General features: G+C 59.5%; 21 protein-coding genes and 1 pseudogene. 11 read left to right on the top strand and 11 right to left on the bottom strand.

What is annotated here, in order from left to right; genetic code table 11:
- Window positions 1-32: 32 nt before the first annotated feature.
- Window positions 33-638: a cytochrome P460 family protein gene (locus B5525_RS23980; protein ID WP_079568218.1), complete on the bottom strand. Its 606-nt coding sequence runs from the start codon at window positions 636-638 to the stop codon at window positions 33-35.
- Between the two features lie 274 nt (window positions 639-912).
- Here B5525_RS23980 and B5525_RS23975 point away from each other — a divergent pair, with 274 nt between their 5' ends.
- The 5 genes from B5525_RS23975 (at window position 913) to B5525_RS23960 (ending at window position 3290) form a co-directional block, all read left to right on the top strand.
- The gene (locus B5525_RS23975; RefSeq protein WP_079568217.1) at window positions 913-1536 is read left to right on the top strand and encodes a molybdopterin-dependent oxidoreductase; all 624 of its coding nucleotides are present in this window, start codon (window positions 913-915) and stop codon (window positions 1534-1536) included.
- Window positions 1523-2284 (top strand): ferredoxin reductase, encoded by a 762-nt coding sequence (locus B5525_RS23970; RefSeq protein ID WP_079568216.1) that lies wholly within the window; start codon window positions 1523-1525, stop codon window positions 2282-2284. Before B5525_RS23975 ends, B5525_RS23970 begins: the two co-directional genes overlap by 14 nt.
- A gap of 5 nt (window positions 2285-2289) precedes the next feature.
- Window positions 2290-2556 carry a DUF6510 family protein gene (locus tag B5525_RS46540; protein ID WP_079568215.1) on the top strand — a complete coding sequence of 89 codons (267 nt, stop codon included), beginning with the start codon at window positions 2290-2292 and terminating at the stop codon, window positions 2554-2556.
- A 102-nt stretch (window positions 2557-2658) separates the two neighbouring features.
- Entirely contained in the window at window positions 2659-2979 is a 321-nt protein-coding gene (locus B5525_RS45450) for a hypothetical protein (RefSeq protein ID WP_172899779.1), read from the top strand.
- 56 nt (window positions 2980-3035) lie between these two features.
- Window positions 3036-3290 carry a DUF2171 domain-containing protein gene (locus B5525_RS23960; protein WP_079573717.1) on the top strand — a complete coding sequence of 85 codons (255 nt, stop codon included), beginning with the start codon at window positions 3036-3038 and terminating at the stop codon, window positions 3288-3290.
- A 469-nt stretch (window positions 3291-3759) separates the two neighbouring features.
- On the opposite strand, the gene B5525_RS23950 is transcribed toward B5525_RS23960, so the two are convergent.
- From B5525_RS23950 to B5525_RS46535, 5 genes are all read right to left on the bottom strand, one after another.
- Window positions 3760-4383 carry a DsbE family thiol:disulfide interchange protein gene (locus B5525_RS23950; protein ID WP_079568213.1) on the bottom strand — a complete coding sequence of 208 codons (624 nt, stop codon included), beginning with the start codon at window positions 4381-4383 and terminating at the stop codon, window positions 3760-3762.
- On the bottom strand, window positions 4384-4560 hold the full coding sequence (gene ccmD / locus B5525_RS23945; protein WP_079568212.1) for a heme exporter protein CcmD: 177 nt from the start codon (window positions 4558-4560) through the stop codon (window positions 4384-4386).
- A gap of 6 nt (window positions 4561-4566) precedes the next feature.
- Window positions 4567-5334, bottom strand: a complete 768-nt coding sequence (locus B5525_RS23940) for a heme ABC transporter permease CcmC (RefSeq protein WP_079568211.1) — start codon at window positions 5332-5334, stop codon at window positions 4567-4569.
- Window positions 5335-5474: 140 nt separating this feature from the next.
- A complete protein-coding gene (hemA, locus tag B5525_RS23935; protein WP_079568210.1) occupies window positions 5475-6761 on the bottom strand; it encodes a 5-aminolevulinate synthase in 1287 nt (428 codons plus the stop codon).
- Window positions 6762-7082: 321 nt separating this feature from the next.
- Window positions 7083-7229 carry an SDR family oxidoreductase gene (locus tag B5525_RS46535; RefSeq protein ID WP_244568073.1) on the bottom strand — a complete coding sequence of 49 codons (147 nt, stop codon included), beginning with the start codon at window positions 7227-7229 and terminating at the stop codon, window positions 7083-7085.
- 402 nt (window positions 7230-7631) lie between these two features.
- Here B5525_RS46535 and ccmI point away from each other — a divergent pair, with 402 nt between their 5' ends.
- The 5 genes from ccmI (at window position 7632) to B5525_RS23905 (ending at window position 12859) form a co-directional block, all read left to right on the top strand.
- A complete protein-coding gene (gene ccmI, locus B5525_RS23925; RefSeq protein ID WP_079568209.1) occupies window positions 7632-9086 on the top strand; it encodes a c-type cytochrome biogenesis protein CcmI in 1455 nt (484 codons plus the stop codon).
- The gene (ccmE, locus tag B5525_RS23920) at window positions 9086-9547 is read left to right on the top strand and encodes a cytochrome c maturation protein CcmE (RefSeq protein WP_079568208.1); all 462 of its coding nucleotides are present in this window, start codon (window positions 9086-9088) and stop codon (window positions 9545-9547) included. Before ccmI ends, ccmE begins: the two co-directional genes overlap by 1 nt.
- Before the next feature lie 16 nt (window positions 9548-9563).
- Window positions 9564-11546 (top strand): heme lyase CcmF/NrfE family subunit, encoded by a 1983-nt coding sequence (locus B5525_RS23915; RefSeq protein ID WP_079566950.1) that lies wholly within the window; start codon window positions 9564-9566, stop codon window positions 11544-11546.
- Window positions 11547-11621: 75 nt separating this feature from the next.
- Window positions 11622-12104, top strand: a complete 483-nt coding sequence (locus B5525_RS23910) for a cytochrome c-type biogenesis protein (protein ID WP_079568207.1) — start codon at window positions 11622-11624, stop codon at window positions 12102-12104.
- A gap of 521 nt (window positions 12105-12625) precedes the next feature.
- Window positions 12626-12859 carry a DUF6894 family protein gene (locus tag B5525_RS23905; protein ID WP_079568206.1) on the top strand — a complete coding sequence of 78 codons (234 nt, stop codon included), beginning with the start codon at window positions 12626-12628 and terminating at the stop codon, window positions 12857-12859.
- 125 nt (window positions 12860-12984) lie between these two features.
- On the opposite strand, the gene B5525_RS23900 is transcribed toward B5525_RS23905, so the two are convergent.
- The 3 genes from B5525_RS23900 to B5525_RS23890 form a co-directional block, all read right to left on the bottom strand.
- Window positions 12985-13437: a molybdopterin cofactor-binding domain-containing protein gene (locus B5525_RS23900; protein WP_172899954.1), complete on the bottom strand. Its 453-nt coding sequence runs from the start codon at window positions 13435-13437 to the stop codon at window positions 12985-12987.
- Between the two features lie 4 nt (window positions 13438-13441).
- A complete protein-coding gene (locus B5525_RS47530) occupies window positions 13442-13666 on the bottom strand; it encodes a 2Fe-2S iron-sulfur cluster-binding protein (protein ID WP_338075313.1) in 225 nt (74 codons plus the stop codon).
- 180 nt (window positions 13667-13846) lie between these two features.
- On the bottom strand, window positions 13847-14734 hold the full coding sequence (locus tag B5525_RS23890; RefSeq protein ID WP_244567560.1) for an enoyl-CoA hydratase/isomerase family protein: 888 nt from the start codon (window positions 14732-14734) through the stop codon (window positions 13847-13849).
- Between the two features lie 159 nt (window positions 14735-14893).
- On the opposite strand from B5525_RS23890, the pseudogene B5525_RS47915 reads away from it, so the two are divergent.
- Window positions 14894-15652, top strand: a pseudogene (locus tag B5525_RS47915) (IS5 family transposase).
- Between the two features lie 329 nt (window positions 15653-15981).
- Here B5525_RS47915 and B5525_RS23880 read toward each other — a convergent pair.
- Both B5525_RS23880 and B5525_RS23875 read right to left on the bottom strand, forming a co-directional pair.
- Window positions 15982-16659 (bottom strand): response regulator transcription factor, encoded by a 678-nt coding sequence (locus tag B5525_RS23880; RefSeq protein ID WP_079568202.1) that lies wholly within the window; start codon window positions 16657-16659, stop codon window positions 15982-15984.
- Complete coding sequence (locus B5525_RS23875) at window positions 16616-17044, bottom strand: response regulator transcription factor (protein ID WP_154073391.1); 429 nt, start codon at window positions 17042-17044, stop codon at window positions 16616-16618. The genes B5525_RS23880 and B5525_RS23875 overlap by 44 nt, the downstream gene beginning before the upstream one ends.
- Between the last annotated feature and the right edge of the window lie 366 nt (window positions 17045-17410).

Here is a 17410-nt window from a genome sequence, read left to right as displayed (position 1 = left end):
CTGTGCCACCCTCAGTTGAGTGAAGAAGCACGTCACTTGTCCAACAGCGGATAGAACTGGGTCCACACCTCATCCTTTTTCGCGCTTGCGATGTGGCAATACGCGCATTCCCCCTTCGCCTTCACTTTCGCCATCGGAGCCTTTGGCTCATGATGATTGAAATTGAAATATCCCCATCCGTTAGTTTCGGCAAAACGCTTGGAATCTTTGACTGTGACATCGGCGCCGTTGAAAGGCCCAGGGAAATAGCCTCTTCCCGAGGGCTCGGTTCGCGATCCGTCTGGGTTCTCGCCAGGCAGTGTAAGTTGAAGCTCCTTGAACAGGATCGTTCCTTCGGGAAATTGACCGGTCTTCTTGTAGATCTCATACGAACCCGGCTCGATGTAGACGTTGTGAAATTCCGGGAAACCAGCATGGCCGTCATTCAGCGCATTCGGCGTAAGCGGGGACCCTACGTAGACCCACTCGTGGAAGTCCTTCGGCAGAAGAAGCTGCCCGTCGGCTGTGTATTCGGGCAAGTAACGAGTCCTGGTCTGCGCAGTCTGCGCATTGCTATTGTTGAGCGATCCAAAGAACAAGGTCGTCGCGACCGCACTACTCATAACGACGACGGCGGCTGTCCGAAATCCGATACGCATCTCTTTCTCTCCTGCGACTTTGGCCCGACGCGAGGTCGCGTCGACGGCCGATGAGCTTTCCCATCGTGAGTGAGACAGGAGATACCGTACTGGTGAGTGCCGCGCTCGTCGGCGATTGCGCTCGCTTTTTCAATCTTGATGCATTTGGCTTAGCGCCCATCGACAGGTGAAGGCTTTTGCATCAAGTGTAGGCCGACCGATCGGCGGGCGACCGGATAAATGCGTCGCAGTCCTTCTCGCGCGGCGCACTCACGGCGAAGAAAGGTATGATTCCATGGACGATGAGGCTCACATCTCTCGCGGGTTTAGGTCGAAGCGAAACGAGCAAACGACGAAGGATCGTGTGCCGCCCGGGCAGTACCTGACACCCGAATTCCCGATTCTTTCGGCGGGCCCAACGCCACAAACCAAAGGGGCAAACTGGAATTTGGCTCTTCAACTTGGCGGTTCTCTTCTCCGGGTGTGGAATTGGGCCGAATTCGAAGCGCTGCCGCAGACTACCGTCAAGACTGATATTCATTGCGTCACGAAATGGTCGAAGCTCGATACGATTTGGCAGGGCGTCACCTTCGATGATCTGTTCAAAGCAGCCGGACTTTCGGAGCCTCCCGAACCTTATGTCATGGCTCATTGCGACGGTGGCTATTCAACGAACGTCCCTGTTGCTGATCTGATCGGGGGCAAGGGTATGATCGTTACGCGTTATGACTGCCTACCGATCCCGCCCGCTCACGGCGGGCCAGCTCGCCTGTTGGTGCCGCATCTTTACTTCTGGAAGAGCGCGAAATGGGTGCGCAGGATCCGATTTATGCCGAAGGACGAGCGCGGCTTTTGGGAGTCACTGGGATATCACAACTACGGCGACCCCTGGAAAGAGCAGAGATATGACGGAGATTAATCCCGCTTCTCCACCTAAACGGCTTGAGTGGCAATTGGCTCAGGTGCGCGACGTCGTGGCGGAAACGAGCCGCGTAAAGAGTCTCATGCTGCAGCCAGCCAACTGGCCAGGACACCTGTCGGGCCAGCACGTCGACATCAGGCTCACAGCCGAGGACGGCTATCAAGCGCAGCGCAGCTATTCCATCGCCTCTCCACCTGAAGACGAATTGCTTGCGTTGACCGTCGAGCGAATGAAAGATGGCGAGGTTTCTCCCTATCTTCTTGATGAGCTACGCGTCGGCGACCAACTTGAGCTTCGGGGACCTATCGGTGGATATTTCGTCTGGACCGGCGCCGCAAGGAGGCCGGTTTATCTTCTCGCTGGTGGAACGGGTATTACGCCGTTGATGTCGATGCTTCGTCACCGCGACAGGTTGCCAAGCCGCCCTCCGGCCTTACTGATTTACTCGGCTAGAAGTTGGGAAGATATAGTCTACCGAGACGAGCTCGAGGCGATGATAAGCCGTGATTCCAGCTTTCGCCTTGTTTACGCGCTTACCCGCCAGCAACCCAAGGACTGGAGGGGCCACCGGGGAAGAATCAATAAAGGCTTGCTTGCAGCAAACTGGTTTCCACCCGCAGATAACCCGACGATCTATGTTTGCGGTCCCACCACCTTCGTCGAGACCGCTGCCAGTCTTCTTGTAGAAATAGGATTTGACCCTCTCAGCATCAAGACAGAGCGATTCGGTCCATCAGGAGGATAGATACCATGGCTAATAACGTCTCCGATCTTTTGCTCGAGGGCAATGTCGCGGCAAGTCTCCTGCAGCGGATCTTCATTCCCGATATCACACTCGCGAAGATTCGATGCGATTCATGCGATTGCGTGAGCGGCGTGGGATCCCTGACCTTGCATGCATCTCCGATGGGTGCGGTCTTGAAGTGTGCAGACTGCGAGAGCGACCTGATGAGAGCGGTTGATACGCCGCGCGGTCTGTGGCTCGAGATGACCGGCGCGCGATACCTGCGATTCTAGTGGTAGTGCAAAACCGGCTGATGTCGCCGCCGGCACAAGTATACATATATGGAGAGCGCAAGGGCGAATGCACCTCTCCGAATTGCCGCAAATGAACTCTAGTTGCGGCAATATCGAGAAAGCGTCGATCGGGCTCGCCGAGTAGTTTTACGGGCGCCCGGTGTTTCCTCCCGCCCCCAGACCGGTTCGCTGCGGCCGGTCGATATTCGGCCGGCCGCATTTATCTTTGCACCGCCGGTCGAGCTCAAAGAGGAGTGTTCATGCCCGACATCATCGCCGATACTGCCGACATCGACGACCAGATCGCTGTCGCAAGGGAAAACCGTCGAGCTGATCGGGCAGCCGGCCGCCTACTCCGGTGCTGCAGACGATGATCTGGTGGCGCAGCGTATTGCCGATCAGGAAGCGCGGATTGAACTATGATAAAACGGCTCGAGGAAGTTCTGCAAAGCACAAACTCTGAGACGAAGAGAAGAGACATGACGAAAAGTCGGATCAAGAAGAATATGGAGGTGGTCGGAGCCGATGGTGTTCACATCGGAATTGTGGATCGCATAATAGCGGGCAGGATCAGGCTGGCCAAGGCCGACAGCGGCGAAGGACGGCACAAGGGGCATCATCACCATATTGACCTAGGACTGGTCGCTGATATCGAGGGCCGGACGGTGAGGCTGTCGGCGGTCGCGGCCACCGCTGTTACCTTCGAGGAGGAAAAATCGGGGGAGCCAACCTAACAAACTTGAGGTGCGAGAGGCGGAATATCTGAAACCGGAGGAGCGAGAGGATGTCATTCAGGTTTATGAATCTCTCCACAAAGAGCCCCTGAACAGATTAGCGTCCTAATTCCCTGTCACGAGTGTCGGCGGCTTGCCGCGCCGCCTTGTGCTTGACCCCGATTCCGTGGCGCAGCTCGCACTGCGTTCCATGTCTATGCCAGCCCTCTTTAGCGGTATATTGCCGACCGTGATGACAGCCATGGGCGGAAGCTGGTGCGACCCAGAGTAGGAGTACGAGGGCGATGGATGGGATTGCAAAGTGATTCATAGCTAGGCCCTCCTGGCGATCACATCGTGAGGCTTCAGCTTACCACCTAGCGGGAGTTTGCGCCAACGATGCCACGAGGCCAGCGACCAAAGGCGTACACTCTAATGGAGCGTCCTAATGTGTCAGAGCGAGTGTCCTAATTAGGACAGAACCTGGCGCCTAATCAGCTGACCAGAGTTTTCGCGAGATCGAAGCTGCATTGACCGCTTTGTCGATCTCGGCCATGAGCGCACTGTCTATGTTGTCCGGCGTGATTGGGCCGACCAGTTTGTAGGTGATCTCGCCATTGCGGCCGACGATAAACGTTTCCGGCACGCCATAGACACCCCATTCGATCGCCGCGCGGCCGTTGCCGTCGACGCCGACCGAGGCAAACGGGTTGCCATAGCGGCTGAGGAAGCGCCGAGCGTTGTCGGGAGCGTCCTTGTAGTTGATGCCGATCAACTGTAGTCGGTTGTCCTTGGCAAGCTCGGTCAGTAGGGGCGCCTCGTCATGGCAGGGCACGCACCAGGACGCCCAGACATTGACGACGCTGACCTTGCCCTCGAATTTTGCCGGATCCAGCCCCGGCACTTGGGCGCCGTCGCTGAGCAAGCCCTGCAGTGGCGGCAACGACGTCTGAGGCGCGGGATGTCCGATCAAGGCGGAGGGAATCCGCGAGGGATCGCCATCGCCAAGCCGGAGCCAAAACAAAGCGGCCAGCGCGAGAAAAACGATCACCGGCAGCACCATCAGCCATGAGCGGCGCTGCGGGCTTGCTTTGGATGTCACCTGTCCGGTCATCTACGGCTCCGTCGCGCGGCGCCCGCAGCGCCGGACTACCCCGCTGTCCTCGAGCTCACGCAGGCGACGCTTCTGGTTGAGGTAGTCGATCGCAATCCAGGCGGTCAGCACCGCCACTACCAATGCAGCCGCTAGGTAGGAGGTCACGATAAAGGAGGCGTAGGGTCCGAGCGACATGGAGCGTTATGCCGGTTGCGAGGCAGGCGAAGCCGCGCTCACGTCGCTTGACGAGGAGCATGCCTGCATCATTTGAAGGGTGCGCACACGCCGCCGCAGGATTTCGTTGCGCATCGCGGCCACGTGCAGCGTGACGAACAGCAGCGTGAAGCCGCTGGCCATCACCAACAACGGGATCAGGAAGGTGCGATCGAGTGTCGGTCCACCCATCCGAAGCACCGAGGCCGGCTGATGCAACGTGTTCCACCAGTCGACCGAGAATTTGATGATGGGAAGATTGATCGCGCCGGCCAGGGTCAGCACCGCGGCAGCACGTGCGGCGCGCGAGGGACTTTCCACCGCTCGCCACAGCGCCATCAGGCCCAGATACATCAGGAGCAGGATCGGCACAGAGGTCAGCCGCGCATCCCATTCCCAATAGGTGCCCCACATTGGCCGGCCCCACAGAGAGCCGGTAACGAGCGCGATAAAGGTGAAACTGGCGCCGATGGGCGCTGCGGCCTTGGCGGCGACGTCAGCGAGCGGATGCCGCCACACCAGGGTGCCGAGTGCGGATGTGCTCATCACAGCCCAGACGAACATCGACAGCCATGCGTTCGGCACGTGGACGAACATGATTTTGACAGTCGCGCCCTGCTGGTAATCGTCCGGTGCGGCCGCCGACAGATAGAGGCCGACCATGAGTAGGATAGTGGTTGCCGCCGCGAGAAAGGGCAACAGCCGCGCCGTCAGCGACAGGAACCTAGTCGGATTGGCAAAGTCGATTAGCGTCATGGCTCCCCAACACCAGTCGCAACCGCCACGGACCTTCGCTGCCTCCCGCTCTTGCTGGATAGCGTTGATAGACTCGAAACAATGTTGGAGAAAACTTTCCAACAAGCCGCCCATGGTTCAACTGACATCGATTGTTTCCGCTACCTGAGGCGTTGGAAGGCCGACGCTGCGAAACGCTGCCCTCTCTCTACACGACCCTGTGCCAGGAACGTCGCGAAACGAGAAATACTCGACCAAGGGTTCGACCAGATTTCGGCGAGCGCAGTAGTTAGGTGTTCGATATCCGCCTCGGAGTGAAAAGGTGACGCGGTGATACGAAGTCGCTCTGTTCCGCGCGGGACCGTTGGGTAGTTTATGGGTTGAATGTAGATATCATATTCATTCAGCAGGACATCGCTGATCTGCCTGCAGAGGTCGGAGTTTCCTACCATTACCGGCACAATGTGACTGGGATTTCGCAGATGCGGCACGCCAACGTCATCGAGTCGATTCCTGAGCGAGGCGACTCGGCTGTGCATGGCTTCCCGCTCCGTCGAACTTGATTTGAGATAGCGCACGCTCGCCAGCGCGCCAGCCGCGACGTGTGGCGGCAGAGCCGTCGTAAAAATGAAGCCCGACGAATAGCTACGCACAAAGTCGCACAATGCTGCCGAACCTGCGATATAGCCGCCGACGACCCCAAAGCCCTTAGCCAGCGTGCCTTCAATCACAGTCAGCCGATTGCTCAAACCCTGTTGCGCAGCCACGCCACCACCATGCGATCCATAAAGACCTACAGCATGCACCTCGTCTAAATAGGTCATGGCCCCATATGCTTCGGCAACATCACATAGCTCCGCGATCGGTGCGATATCCCCGTCCATGGAATAGACCGATTCAAACGCTACCAGCTTGGGCGCATCAGCGTCGACCTCAGCGAGTTTACGCGCAAGATCCGAGAGATCATTATGTGCGAAGATCCTAACCGAAGCACGGCTACCTCGAATGCCTTCGATCATAGAAGCATGATTCAGTTGGTCAGAAAACACGACGCAACCCGGGATGCACGACGCGAGCGTGCCAAGCGCAGCCCAGTTCGAGACATAGCCTGAAGTAAACAGAAGTGCTGCCTCTTTCTGGTGAAGGTCGGCCAGATCGCGTTCGAGGAGGACATGGTAGTGATTGGTGCCCGATATATTGCGTGTACCGCCGGCACCCGCCCCGCAGCTGTCGAGTGCTTTGTGCATAGCTGCCAGCACGACTGGATGCTGTCCCATTCCGAGATAGTCGTTAGAACACCAGACCGTCACCTCCTTTTTCCCGAAGGCGGAACGGAGTGTTGCGCGAGGAAACCTGCCTACCTTGCGTTCCAGATCGGCGAAGACTCTGTACCGACCTTCCTTACGCAGTTCATCGAGTCGCTGGCAGAAATACGCGTCATAATTCATGGTGCACCTGGAGCTGGAATCGATGCAGGTTCAACCTCGCTAATACTCGCGCATACTCCCCGCCATGCTATTCGGGCCAACGGTAGGAGCGAAGCTACCCAACCGGCACGGTAATCGAGCTAGAGGATGCCGTCTGTTGCTGTATTGCTCGGACTTCGCGGAGATTGCGCAATGCCGGCGGGCCGAACCTCCTAACTCAAACCTGCGCGATGCCGCCAACCGCCACCCAATCGAACCCAGCAGAATAACTACTCGCGTCCGAAGCGAGGAATAAAATGGCCGATGCCGTCTCTTCGGACCTGCCGATACGACCGAGGGGCGTTATCCAGAGAAGAATGCCTTGGCGTCGTCTGCCTTTTCCTTGCTCCCGAACTGGATCGGCGTGTCGACAGTTCCCGGCGAAAGAGCGTTAACACGGATACCTCGATCCTTGAGCTCCATAGCCCAAGCCCGAGCGAAGGAGCGTATCGCCGCCTTGGTGGCGGCATAAGTGGCGCAATTGCCACGGGCCTGGATCTAATCCTGCAACGATCTGCGGGAAGGTGCTATTTCGGCTTTGGCAGAGTAAATTGGCGCAAGAACTGGTTAAGAGCGACAAGGCAGCACAAGCACGCAAGGCGTACGCGGATTAGAAAGAAGATGCCCGACATCGGGCAATTGCTCCCTGTTGACTCGGGCCGCAAGGCCCGTCCGCGGCCCGTTTTTTAAGGTGAGCTTAGGTGCTGTGAACAGAAATGAGTTGCGCAACAGATGCGTAACGAATTCGCTGCATTGACTAGCTCCTCGCTATTCCTAGCTGGAATAAATCATCTGGTTGGTATCCGCGTTGGCAAACAAGGCTGCTTGGGCAGCACTGGGTAAAGTGACTAGATGATCCTCTGGCCGATCCTTGCAGTGATGACGCTTGGCGCGGTGGCCGCTGTCTGGTGGCCGCTCGCACGCCGTCAGAAGTCCGTCCGTTCGGGAAGCGATGTCGCGGTCTATCGCGACCAGCTCGACGAGATCGATCGCGACGAGGCCGCCAGCCTGATCGGCGGCGTGGAGGCCGAAGCTGCGCGGATCGAGGTCTCGCGCCGCCTGATCGTCGCCGCGGAGGCCGCCAAGGTCGTAAGCACCGTCGCTGCGCCTGCTCCGGCCCTCCGCAACCGCTGGGCGACGCTCGCCGCCGCGATCATTGTGCTGCCGCTCGGCGCAGGCCTTGTCTATCTTTCGCTGGGATCGCCGAACCTGGTGCCCGTCTCGATGAATGCGGAGGCCAGCGGAAAGCAGCTTCCCGAAGGGATCGAGCAGACCGTCGCCGAGGTCGAGAAGTATCTTGAAGCCAATCCCGAGAACGGGCGCGGCTGGGAGTTGCTGGCGCCGGTCTATCTCCGTCTCGGACGCTTCGACGACGGCGTCAGGGCGGGGCGCAACGCGCTGGAGATCTTCGGCCCGGATGCTGCGCGGCTTGGGGATCTCGGCGAAGCCATCGTCGTGGCCTCCAATGGCGCGGTCACCCCGGAGGCCAAGGGCCTGTTCGAGCGCGCCAACGCCGCCGATCCCGAAGATGTGATGGCGCAGTATTATCTCGGGCTCAGCGCCAAGCAGGAAGGCCGCCGCGACGAGGCGGCGAAGCGATGGACCGCCCTGATCTCGAGCGCCCGTGAGGGCGCGGAGTGGCTGCCGATGGTCAGGGCTGCGCTGGCGCGGGTGGACGAGAAGGGGCCGTCGTTCGCGGCGCCGGCCGCAGCGGCGGCGGTCGCGCCACCCGAGCACAATGGCGACGCCATCGAGGCGATGGTCGCGCGTCTGGCCGAACGCCTGAAGAACGACGGATCCGACGTGCCGGGCTGGATCCAGCTCGTGCGCTCCTATCGGGTGCTGGGAAGGACCGAAAAGGTCAAGGCGGCCATTGCCGATGCGCATGCGGCGCTGGCCAGCGACCAGGAGGCGCTGCAGCGGCTCGACCAGGGTCTTCAGGGGCTCGAGGCCGAGGTCGCTTCCGGTCCGGGCGCGGCCGGTCCGGCCGGCGCCGGCCCGGCGCCGTCGGCGATCGCCGTCGCGCCGGTGGGGCCGGACGCGAACCAGGTCGCCGCCGCCGCGCAGATGGCGCCGACCGAGCGCAACATCATGATAGAGGGTATGGTTGCGCGGCTTGCCCAGCGCATGGCCGAAAACGGTTCCGATGTCGATGGCTGGCTCCGCCTGATCAAGGCCTATTCTGTGCTAGGGGAGCGTGACAAGGCGCTGACCGCGGCCGCCAATGCCCGCAATGCGCTTGCCGGAAACAGTGATAATCTGCGCCGTATCGGCGAACTGACCAAAGAGCTCGGACTGGAAGGTTGATGACACGGAAACAGCGGCGCCTGATTTTGATCGGCTCGAGCCTCGGCGTCCTCGCCATCGCGGTGGGACTGGTGCTGAACTCGCTGCGCGACTCGATCGTGTTCTTCAATTCGCCGACCGACATCGCCGACAACAAGGCCGCTCCGGGCAAGCGCGTCCGCCTCGGCGGCATGGTGAAGATGGGCAGCCTCGAGCGTGGCGACAATCTGCAGATCCGCTTTCAGGTGACCGACGGCAACAAGGATATCCCGGTCAGCTACCGCGGCATCGTGCCGGACCTGTTCCGCGAAGGACAGGGCGTCGTCGCCGAGGGTCATGTCGAGCCGGGCGGCACCTTCACCGCCGATACGGTGCTCGCCAAGCACGACGAGAATTACATGCCGCGCGAAGTCGTCGATACCCTGAAGAAGCAGGGGCACTGGCAGGAAACCGCGGCGCCCGTCAAGCAGAGCGCGAGATGAACCGGGAGTCTTCGTCATGATCGCTGAATTCGGTCACTACGCGCTGGTACTGGCGCTGGCGCTGGCGCTGATCCAGTCGTGGTCGCCGGTCGTCGGCGCCCGCAACGGCGACGTGGCGCTGATGAAGCTCGCCGACTCGACCGCGCTGGCGCAATTCGCCTTCGTGGCCATCGCCTTCGGCGCGCTCACTTACTGCTACGTGATCTCGGATTTTTCCGTCGCCAATGTGTTCGAGAATTCGCATTCGCAGATGCCGCTGATCTACAAGTTCACCAGCGTCTGGGGCAACCATGAAGGCTCGATGCTGCTGTGGGTGTTGATCCTGTCCCTGTTCGGCGCGCTGGTCGCGTGGTTCGGAACCAATTTGCCGTCCACGCTCAAGGCCAACGTGCTGGCGGTGCAGTCCTGGATTGCGTGCGCCTTCTATCTGTTCATCCTCTTCACCTCGAATCCGTTCCGGCGGCTGGCCGAGGTGCCGGTCGAGGGCCGCGATCTCAACCCGATCCTGCAGGATTTCGGTCTCGCGGTGCATCCGCCGATGCTCTATCTCGGCTATGTCGGCTTCTCCATCGCCTTCTCCTTTGCGGTCGCGGCCCTGATTGAAGGCCGTATCGATGCGGCGTGGGCGCGCTGGGTGCGGCCGTGGACGCTGCTCGCCTGGATGTGCCTGACGCTCGGCATCGCGATGGGCTCTTACTGGGCCTATTACGAACTCGGCTGGGGCGGCTGGTGGTTCTGGGACCCGGTGGAGAACGCGTCGCTGATGCCGTGGATCGCCGGCACCGCGCTGTTGCATTCGGCCGTGGTGATGGAAAAGCGAAATTCGCTCAAGGTGTGGACCATCCTGCTGGCGATCCTCACCTTCTCGCTGTCGCTGATCGGCACCTTCCTGGTGCGCTCGGGGGTGTTGACCTCGGTCCATACCTTCTCGAACGATCCGGCGCGCGGCCTTTTCATCCTGGTGATCCTGATGGTGTTCATCGGCGGCAGCCTCGCGCTGTTCGCCTGGCGCGCGCCGCTGCTCAAGCAGGGCGGCCTGTTCGCGCCGATCTCGCGCGAAAGCGCGCTGGTGTTCAATAACCTGTTTCTGGCGACCGCTTGCGCCACCGTGTTCGTCGGCACGCTCTACCCGCTGGTGCTCGAGGCGCTCACCGGGGACAAGATCTCGGTCGGCGCGCCGTTCTTCAACCTCACCTTCGGGCCGCTGTTCATCCCGCTCCTGATCGCGGTGCCGTTCGGGCCCTTGCTGGCATGGAAGCGCGGCGATCTCTATGGGGTCGCGCAGCGCCTGCTCGCGGCATGCGCGGTCGCGATGGTCGGGCTCGCCGCGACCTTCGCCGTCGCGGGCACCAAAGCCGTGCTGGCGCCGTTCGGTATTGGCCTTGCCTTGTTCGTGATGGCCGGCGCTCTGACGGACGTCGCGGAACGCGTCGATCTGCGCAGCCTGTCGATCGAAAAGATCGGACGGCGCGCGGCCGGTCTGCCGCGCTCGGCCTGGGGCACGGCGGTGGCGCATTTTGCACTCGGCGTCACGATGATCGGAATTGTCTGCGCAAGCACCTGGGGAAGCGAACGCATCATCGCGCTGAAACCGACGCAGAGCGTTTCCATCAGTGGTTACGATTTGACTTTCGACGGCATGGTCAGCCGCGACGGCTCGAATTACCGCGAGACCGCCGCGCACTTCACGGTGCGCAAGGCAGACAGTGTGATCGGAATCATGGAGCCGTCGAAGCGGGTGTTCCCGTCGCGCGATGGCATGTCGACCACCGAGGCCGCGCTGCTGACGCGCGGTGTCAGCCAGCTGTATCTCTCGCTCGGCGACAGCAATGCCGACGGCTCGATCGCGCTGCGCCTCTATCACAAGCCGTTTGTGCTGCTGATCTGGCTCGGGGCGCTGGTGATGGCCTTCGGCGGCGCGCTGTCATTGTCGGACCGCAGGTTGCGGATCGGCGCGCCGAAGCCGGCGGCGAAGATCGTGGCGCAGCCCGCGGAATGAATTTCTTCATCTCGCGGGGCGGTCGCGCCGCGGCCAGTTCGGACAGGATCTTGGGCCCGGGTTAAAGGACGTCGAATGGTCCGGAGCGTTCGGTTTCTTCTGGTGGCGCTGGCGCTGTTCAGTGCGCCGCCGCTCTATGCCGTCCAGGTGGACGAAATTCTCCCCGATGCGAAGCTCGAGGCGCGCGCCCGCGCGATCTCGCACGATCTGCGCTGCATGGTTTGCCAGAACCAGTCGATCGACGATTCCGAAGCGCCGCTGGCGCGCGATCTGCGTCTGCTGGTGCGCGAGCGCCTCAAGGCCGGCGACAGCGACACCCAGGTGGTCGACTACATGGTAGCGCGCTATGGCGAGTTCGTGCTGCTGAGGCCCCGGATGAGCTGGCATACGGCGATCCTGTGGGCCGCGCCGCTCGCGATATTGATCATCGGCCTGTTTGCGATCGTCTTCCCGGTCCTGCGCCGGTCCGCGCACCCGGGGCTTCCCGAGACTGCGGCGCTGACGGAAGGCGAGAAACTGAAGCTGAAGGCTATCGACTCGCAATTGGACGGCGCGTAGGCAGGCGATGATTTCCCGATGTCGGAGCAAGATACCGCCGACCGCCACGGCCATGATATCCATCCGCAAAAACTTGTCCGGCTGATCAGCTGTCGTGAATCAAATGCGGCAGGTCACCGGGCATCGTAGGCGCTTTCAACGACGAAATTCGCATTACTGATCCACGGGGCGAGCGGATCGTCTGCGGTCGTTCAGTTTGCCGTGTCGCTCTACTTGCTGAAGCAGGACGCAGCTCGCGTCGCGCGACGGCCACCGAGGCGATAACAAAACGACGGCAGCGGCCCGCGGAGGGCCAAGGATTGCCGGCCCGCTAATGCGATAGTGACTAGCCAACACGTCAAAAACACCAGAAATAGCACGATCGACACACCTGCGAGAGAAATGGACAAGTCAGGTTAGGTCTTGGCCAATACCCTACGACGGCCTTGTCTTACAGCCGGACCGGCCTTGTGGATTGCCAACGTTGAAAGGAGGTCTTCGATCTTGAACCTCATGCCGAATGCAATCGAGGGAGGCAGAATGTGACCCACGTCTATTTCCATTGTTCCTGTGACCGAGGGATATTGATTGATCAATACGGCGCCGCTGTAGACAATCTCGTTGAGGCGCGTGACCACGCTGCAGGAGTTGTGCGGTCCCTCATCATGGCGCATAGCGCAAAGCATTGCCGGGATTGGGTCCTGCACGTCAGCGACGATGTTGGCGTCGAAATCTTCGTGGTTCCGTTCGCGTTCGTACTCGGCAAGCCGAATTGAGAGCTTACCATTTCGCATCGGTGGCTGAGATAGTCGCCGCGTCGGCACTTTCCTAAGCTACTGATCCTGCCTTGACCTCCTCGTCGATCACGGTCGCATGTGTTCACTTCGTGGCACCGTATCTCTCACAGCAGCTTCTCCACGGTGACCGGCAGGTCTCGAATACGTTTGCCGGTCGCGTGAAAGACCGCATTGGTAATGGCCGGCGCTACCGATACAGCCGTCAGCTCGCCAAGACCTTTAACGCCCAGTGGGCTCGCCTCTTTCGAAACCGCCGACGAATAAGACATCGAGCTCCGCAATATCCGCATGGTCGGCACGAGGTAGCCGGTGTAGTTGCGGTTTCTGAATTGGCCCGATGCCGGATCAGTCTCGGACTGTTCCAGCAGGGCCTGACCTACCCCCCAGATGATGCCGCCAATCGCCTGGCTGCGCGCCGTCTTGCGATTGATGATCCAGGCGTCATAGGCGCCGACGAAGCGGTTCAGGCGCACGAGCCCAAGGTCAGGGTTGACGCGCACCTCTGCAAACACGGTGGAGAAGCTGCAGATTGCTTTAGGGCCGGTCACCTCCTCCACCGGATCACAGCCACCTTCGGCTGCAAGGCATGAGAGCCCCGTTGCGGGCGAGGAGTTCAGCGTAGGTGTTGTTCAGATCTTTTCGCCAGCGATCCGCCGTCGCGGCACTTGGCCAACCGGCCCTCGCCTCTTCGATCATGGCGACCCCGCACATGATCTGGCCCGCGGTGCAGAGACCGCATTGGAATCCGTCGTGCTCGATGAACGCCAATTGGAGCGAGTGGAGCATTGCGGGGCGAAGCTCAAACCGGCATAATGCCTTCATCCGCCAGGGCGTCATGCGCGGCCCAACCGTAATCGCGTGAGCTAGGCCGTTGACCGTCAGATTCACAGGCACACTCGATGCCTGTATTCCCACTGGACGTTTTTCCGGTCGCAGCGTCGTCGGACCCGGGTTTCGGTGTCTTGCTCATTTGGCCCTCGCCACATCGGCAGCGCTAATGCCCTCCAGGGCGAGCCCGTATCCGACGCCCTCGTCGATGATGCGTCGCAGTTTCTGGGTCAGTGCGATGCGTGTGTACCTCGTGGTGAGCGGCGGCAGCTTTGCGAGCTCTTCTCCAATCTCGCGGGCGCGGGCAAGCAGCTTGTCGGCGGGCACAACTTCATTGACCGCGCCCCATTCCTTGGCCGTCTGCGCATCGAGCTCCTGGCAGGTCAATATGAAGTAGCGGCCCCGTACCGTGCCAATCACTTCCGGCCACAGCAGATGGACGCCATCCCCGGGAACGATGCCAAATTCGAAGTGTGGCTTATCCTGAAAAACGGTCGACGGAGTGGCCAGGACAATATCGGAGAGCAGGATGTATTCCGAGTGCAGCCGTACCGGGCCATTCACCGCAGCAATGAGCGGCACTTCGATGTCAAGGATGTTCATGAGAACTTTTTTGCCCTCGCGATAGATCTTATCGTAGCCTTGCGGAGTGAAGAAGTCGAAGCCCTCAGGGCTGATGGACTCCATAAACGCTGCGCCGCTGCCGGTCAGGATGACGACGCGGTTATCTGGATCGGAGGCGATCGCGTGAAACAGATCGACGAACTGTTCATGGGTATACCCATTGAACACCACCGTGCCGCCATCAGTGTGCAGCGCCACTTCAAGCACGCCTGTTTTCGAACGGTTCAGGCGAGCATTCGGGAATCCGTCGCGATAAGCTTCTAAGCGGGACATGGTGAAAATCCATCCTGTTTCAACTTTTTTAGATGGGCGGCCAAGTCTGCGCGCAAGCCTAACGATTTCTTGCGCAGATGAATTGACCTGGATTGCTCTAATTTTTTCGACCTTGTGGTTCTCGACCATCAACAGTTTTGAACTGGGCCAAGTGCACAGATCAACACAAAACTGAACTAGGTGAAGCAACGCCGCACAAGCATCATCAGCGTGCACGTACTAGGGTCAGAACTCATTAATTTTTCTGTTTGAACAATACGATATTGATTCGTATTGGGGGAAGAATTGATGAGCCGAAATCTGTTCTGGCTGAGCGACGAGCAATGGGCACGGATTGAGCCGCATTTGCCGAAGGATGTGCGTGGCGTCGAGCGCGCCGATGACCGACGCGTGATCAGCGGGATCGTGCACGTGCTCAGGTGCGGCTGCCGCTGGTGCGATTGCCCGGAAGCTTATGGTCCACCGACGACGATCTATAACCGCTTCGTACGCTGGGCGCGGCGTGGCATCTGGGAAAACCTGTTCCGGGACCTTGCTGGGAACGGACGATCCACAGACACGCAGATGATCGACTCCACACACGTCAAAGCGCACCGCTCGGCATCGGGCGGAAAAGGGGGGAGCAGAAGCAGGCTGTTGGCCGCTCGCGCGGAGGGCGCAACACGAAGATCCACGCACTCGCAGATGCTAAAGGACGCCTCATCGCCATTCTGTTGACCGGAGGTGAAGCCCACGACTGCCCGGTCGCAGAACGCCTGATCCGCAGGGTAAAGTCGGCGAAGCGTATGCTTGGCGACAAGGCTTTACGACAGCGCCGAATTGCGCGAAGAACTGGATGAACGCGGAACCAGGCCGGTCATTCCAAACCGCAGCAACAGGAAGCAACCGTTCCGCTTCAGCAAACGCCTGTACAAGCTTCGCTGGCGCATCGAAGCTGCATTCAACAGGCTAAAGGACTTCCGCCGTATCGCAACACGCTATGACAGACTGGCTCGAAACTACTTGGCCTCTGTCTGTCTGATCGCCGCTCTTGTATGGTGGATTTAATGAGTCCCGACCCTAGGTTAAGCAATGGTGCGACCCAAGTGATAAGGAGGAACGCCCGAAAATGGCCGCATCTCAGCATGCGGCTCATTTTTCCCTGGATCAGCGCTCCTGGAAACTAGCGGTCGGTGGCACGATCCATTTAGTAGTGCAAGGGATTTGGTCGAACTGTCTACCGTGACAGATTGGAGCCCTGATGAGCAAGGGTTACCCTTGCCCCGCGCACCAGACAGGTGCTGCTCCAGGAATGACAACGATGTCTTTGCTGCTTGCGCCATAACAGGTTATCTTATCGTTACCTGGGCAGACCGCCCTGGCCCATCAGCTACCGTCTAGTTCTGCTCTTTCTCCCGTCCACGGATCCCGAGATTTTCCGCCATCAGAACCAGATCGGCCAGCGATTTGGCGCGCATTTTTCGCGTCAGGTTGCCCCGATGGAGCTTCACTGTCTGCTGGGCTATACCGATCTTGCTCGCGACCTGCTTGTTCATAAGGCCGCCCGTCACCAATGCCATAACCTGGCGCTCGCGGTCGCTTAATAAGGCGAACCGATCTTGGAGGTCCGAGTGGGATCTCTCTTCATTGGACCGTTTCTGATCGCGCTCGAGCGCCGTAGCAACCGCATCAAGCATGTCCTGCTCGCGGAAAGGCTTGGTCAGAAAGTCGACCGCGCCAGCCTTCATCGCCCTTACCGACGTTGAAACATCCCCGTGCCCGGTCAGAAAGATAATTGGGATCCTAATATTGGATTTAGCTAATTCAGCTTGAAGATCAAAGCCACTCAGACCAGGCATTCTGATATCGAGAACCAGACAACTGGGAGCATCGTCCAGTTCAGATTGCAACAATTCTCGAGCGGACTCAAATAACCGAACCTGCAAGCCAACCGATCGAAACAGGCTGCTGAGCATCCCACGGATGAGGCAATCATCGTCAACTACGTAGACGATGGGCTCAACAATGACTTCAGCGGTGCTGATGCGGCGGGCAGTTTCGCCAATCGTTGTCATGACTGTCACTCCCTGGTAGTCGATACAATGTCATACGGAGGCTTGCACGCAGGGCCTCCGTTCGAACAGGTTTGGCCAAATAGGCGATTGCTCCTTCTTCGAGCAGTCGCTTTTCAGCCTTGGGATTCGGATTGGCCGCGATGAATATCGCAGGCATCGGATATCTGGTCGCCATGAGCGTATGAAAAAGCTCGATCCCGCTCATTTGAGGCATTTGCACATCGACAATCAGACAGCCGGCTTCATTTATCGCATCCGACGTCAGAAATTCGTTCGCTGATCCGAAGGCAGCAGTTCGGTAACCGAATGTTTCGACGAGTCCCTGCATCGCTATCAAAACGTTCTCGTCGTCATCTACGATTGCCACTAGCTCCAGTGTATTCAACGGAGTTCTCCATGTTCGCGGCTGTTGACTTAATTGGCGTAGCTTAACTCGCACAGCCGGCTTTCGGCCCCTACCATTTTGTAGTCGCAAATAAACAATGAAAGGGAAGTCCTTTCGTATCGTTTAGGCAAACTACGATCGAGTTCAGAGGCTGCGCCTCTTCGCTTATCCGGCCATAAGCAAAACGCCGGCCTCAGTTCATCCACAGCTGGCGCGGACCCATGGGCCTGGCAGCGGACTCATTGGGAGCGCGATGCGAAGCTGAGGCAATCCGGGCAAAATGTGTCGCCAGATGGAGGAGCCATCTAAGTCTTGTGATGGGCTCGGAGAGGAACGCACCACAATCACATCAATGGGTTACCCGGG

The sequence above is a fragment of the Bradyrhizobium erythrophlei genome (genome assembly GCF_900129505.1).
Lineage (GTDB): Bacteria > Pseudomonadota > Alphaproteobacteria > Rhizobiales > Xanthobacteraceae > Bradyrhizobium > Bradyrhizobium erythrophlei_D.
This window is presented reverse-complemented; position numbering and strand designations above follow the sequence as displayed.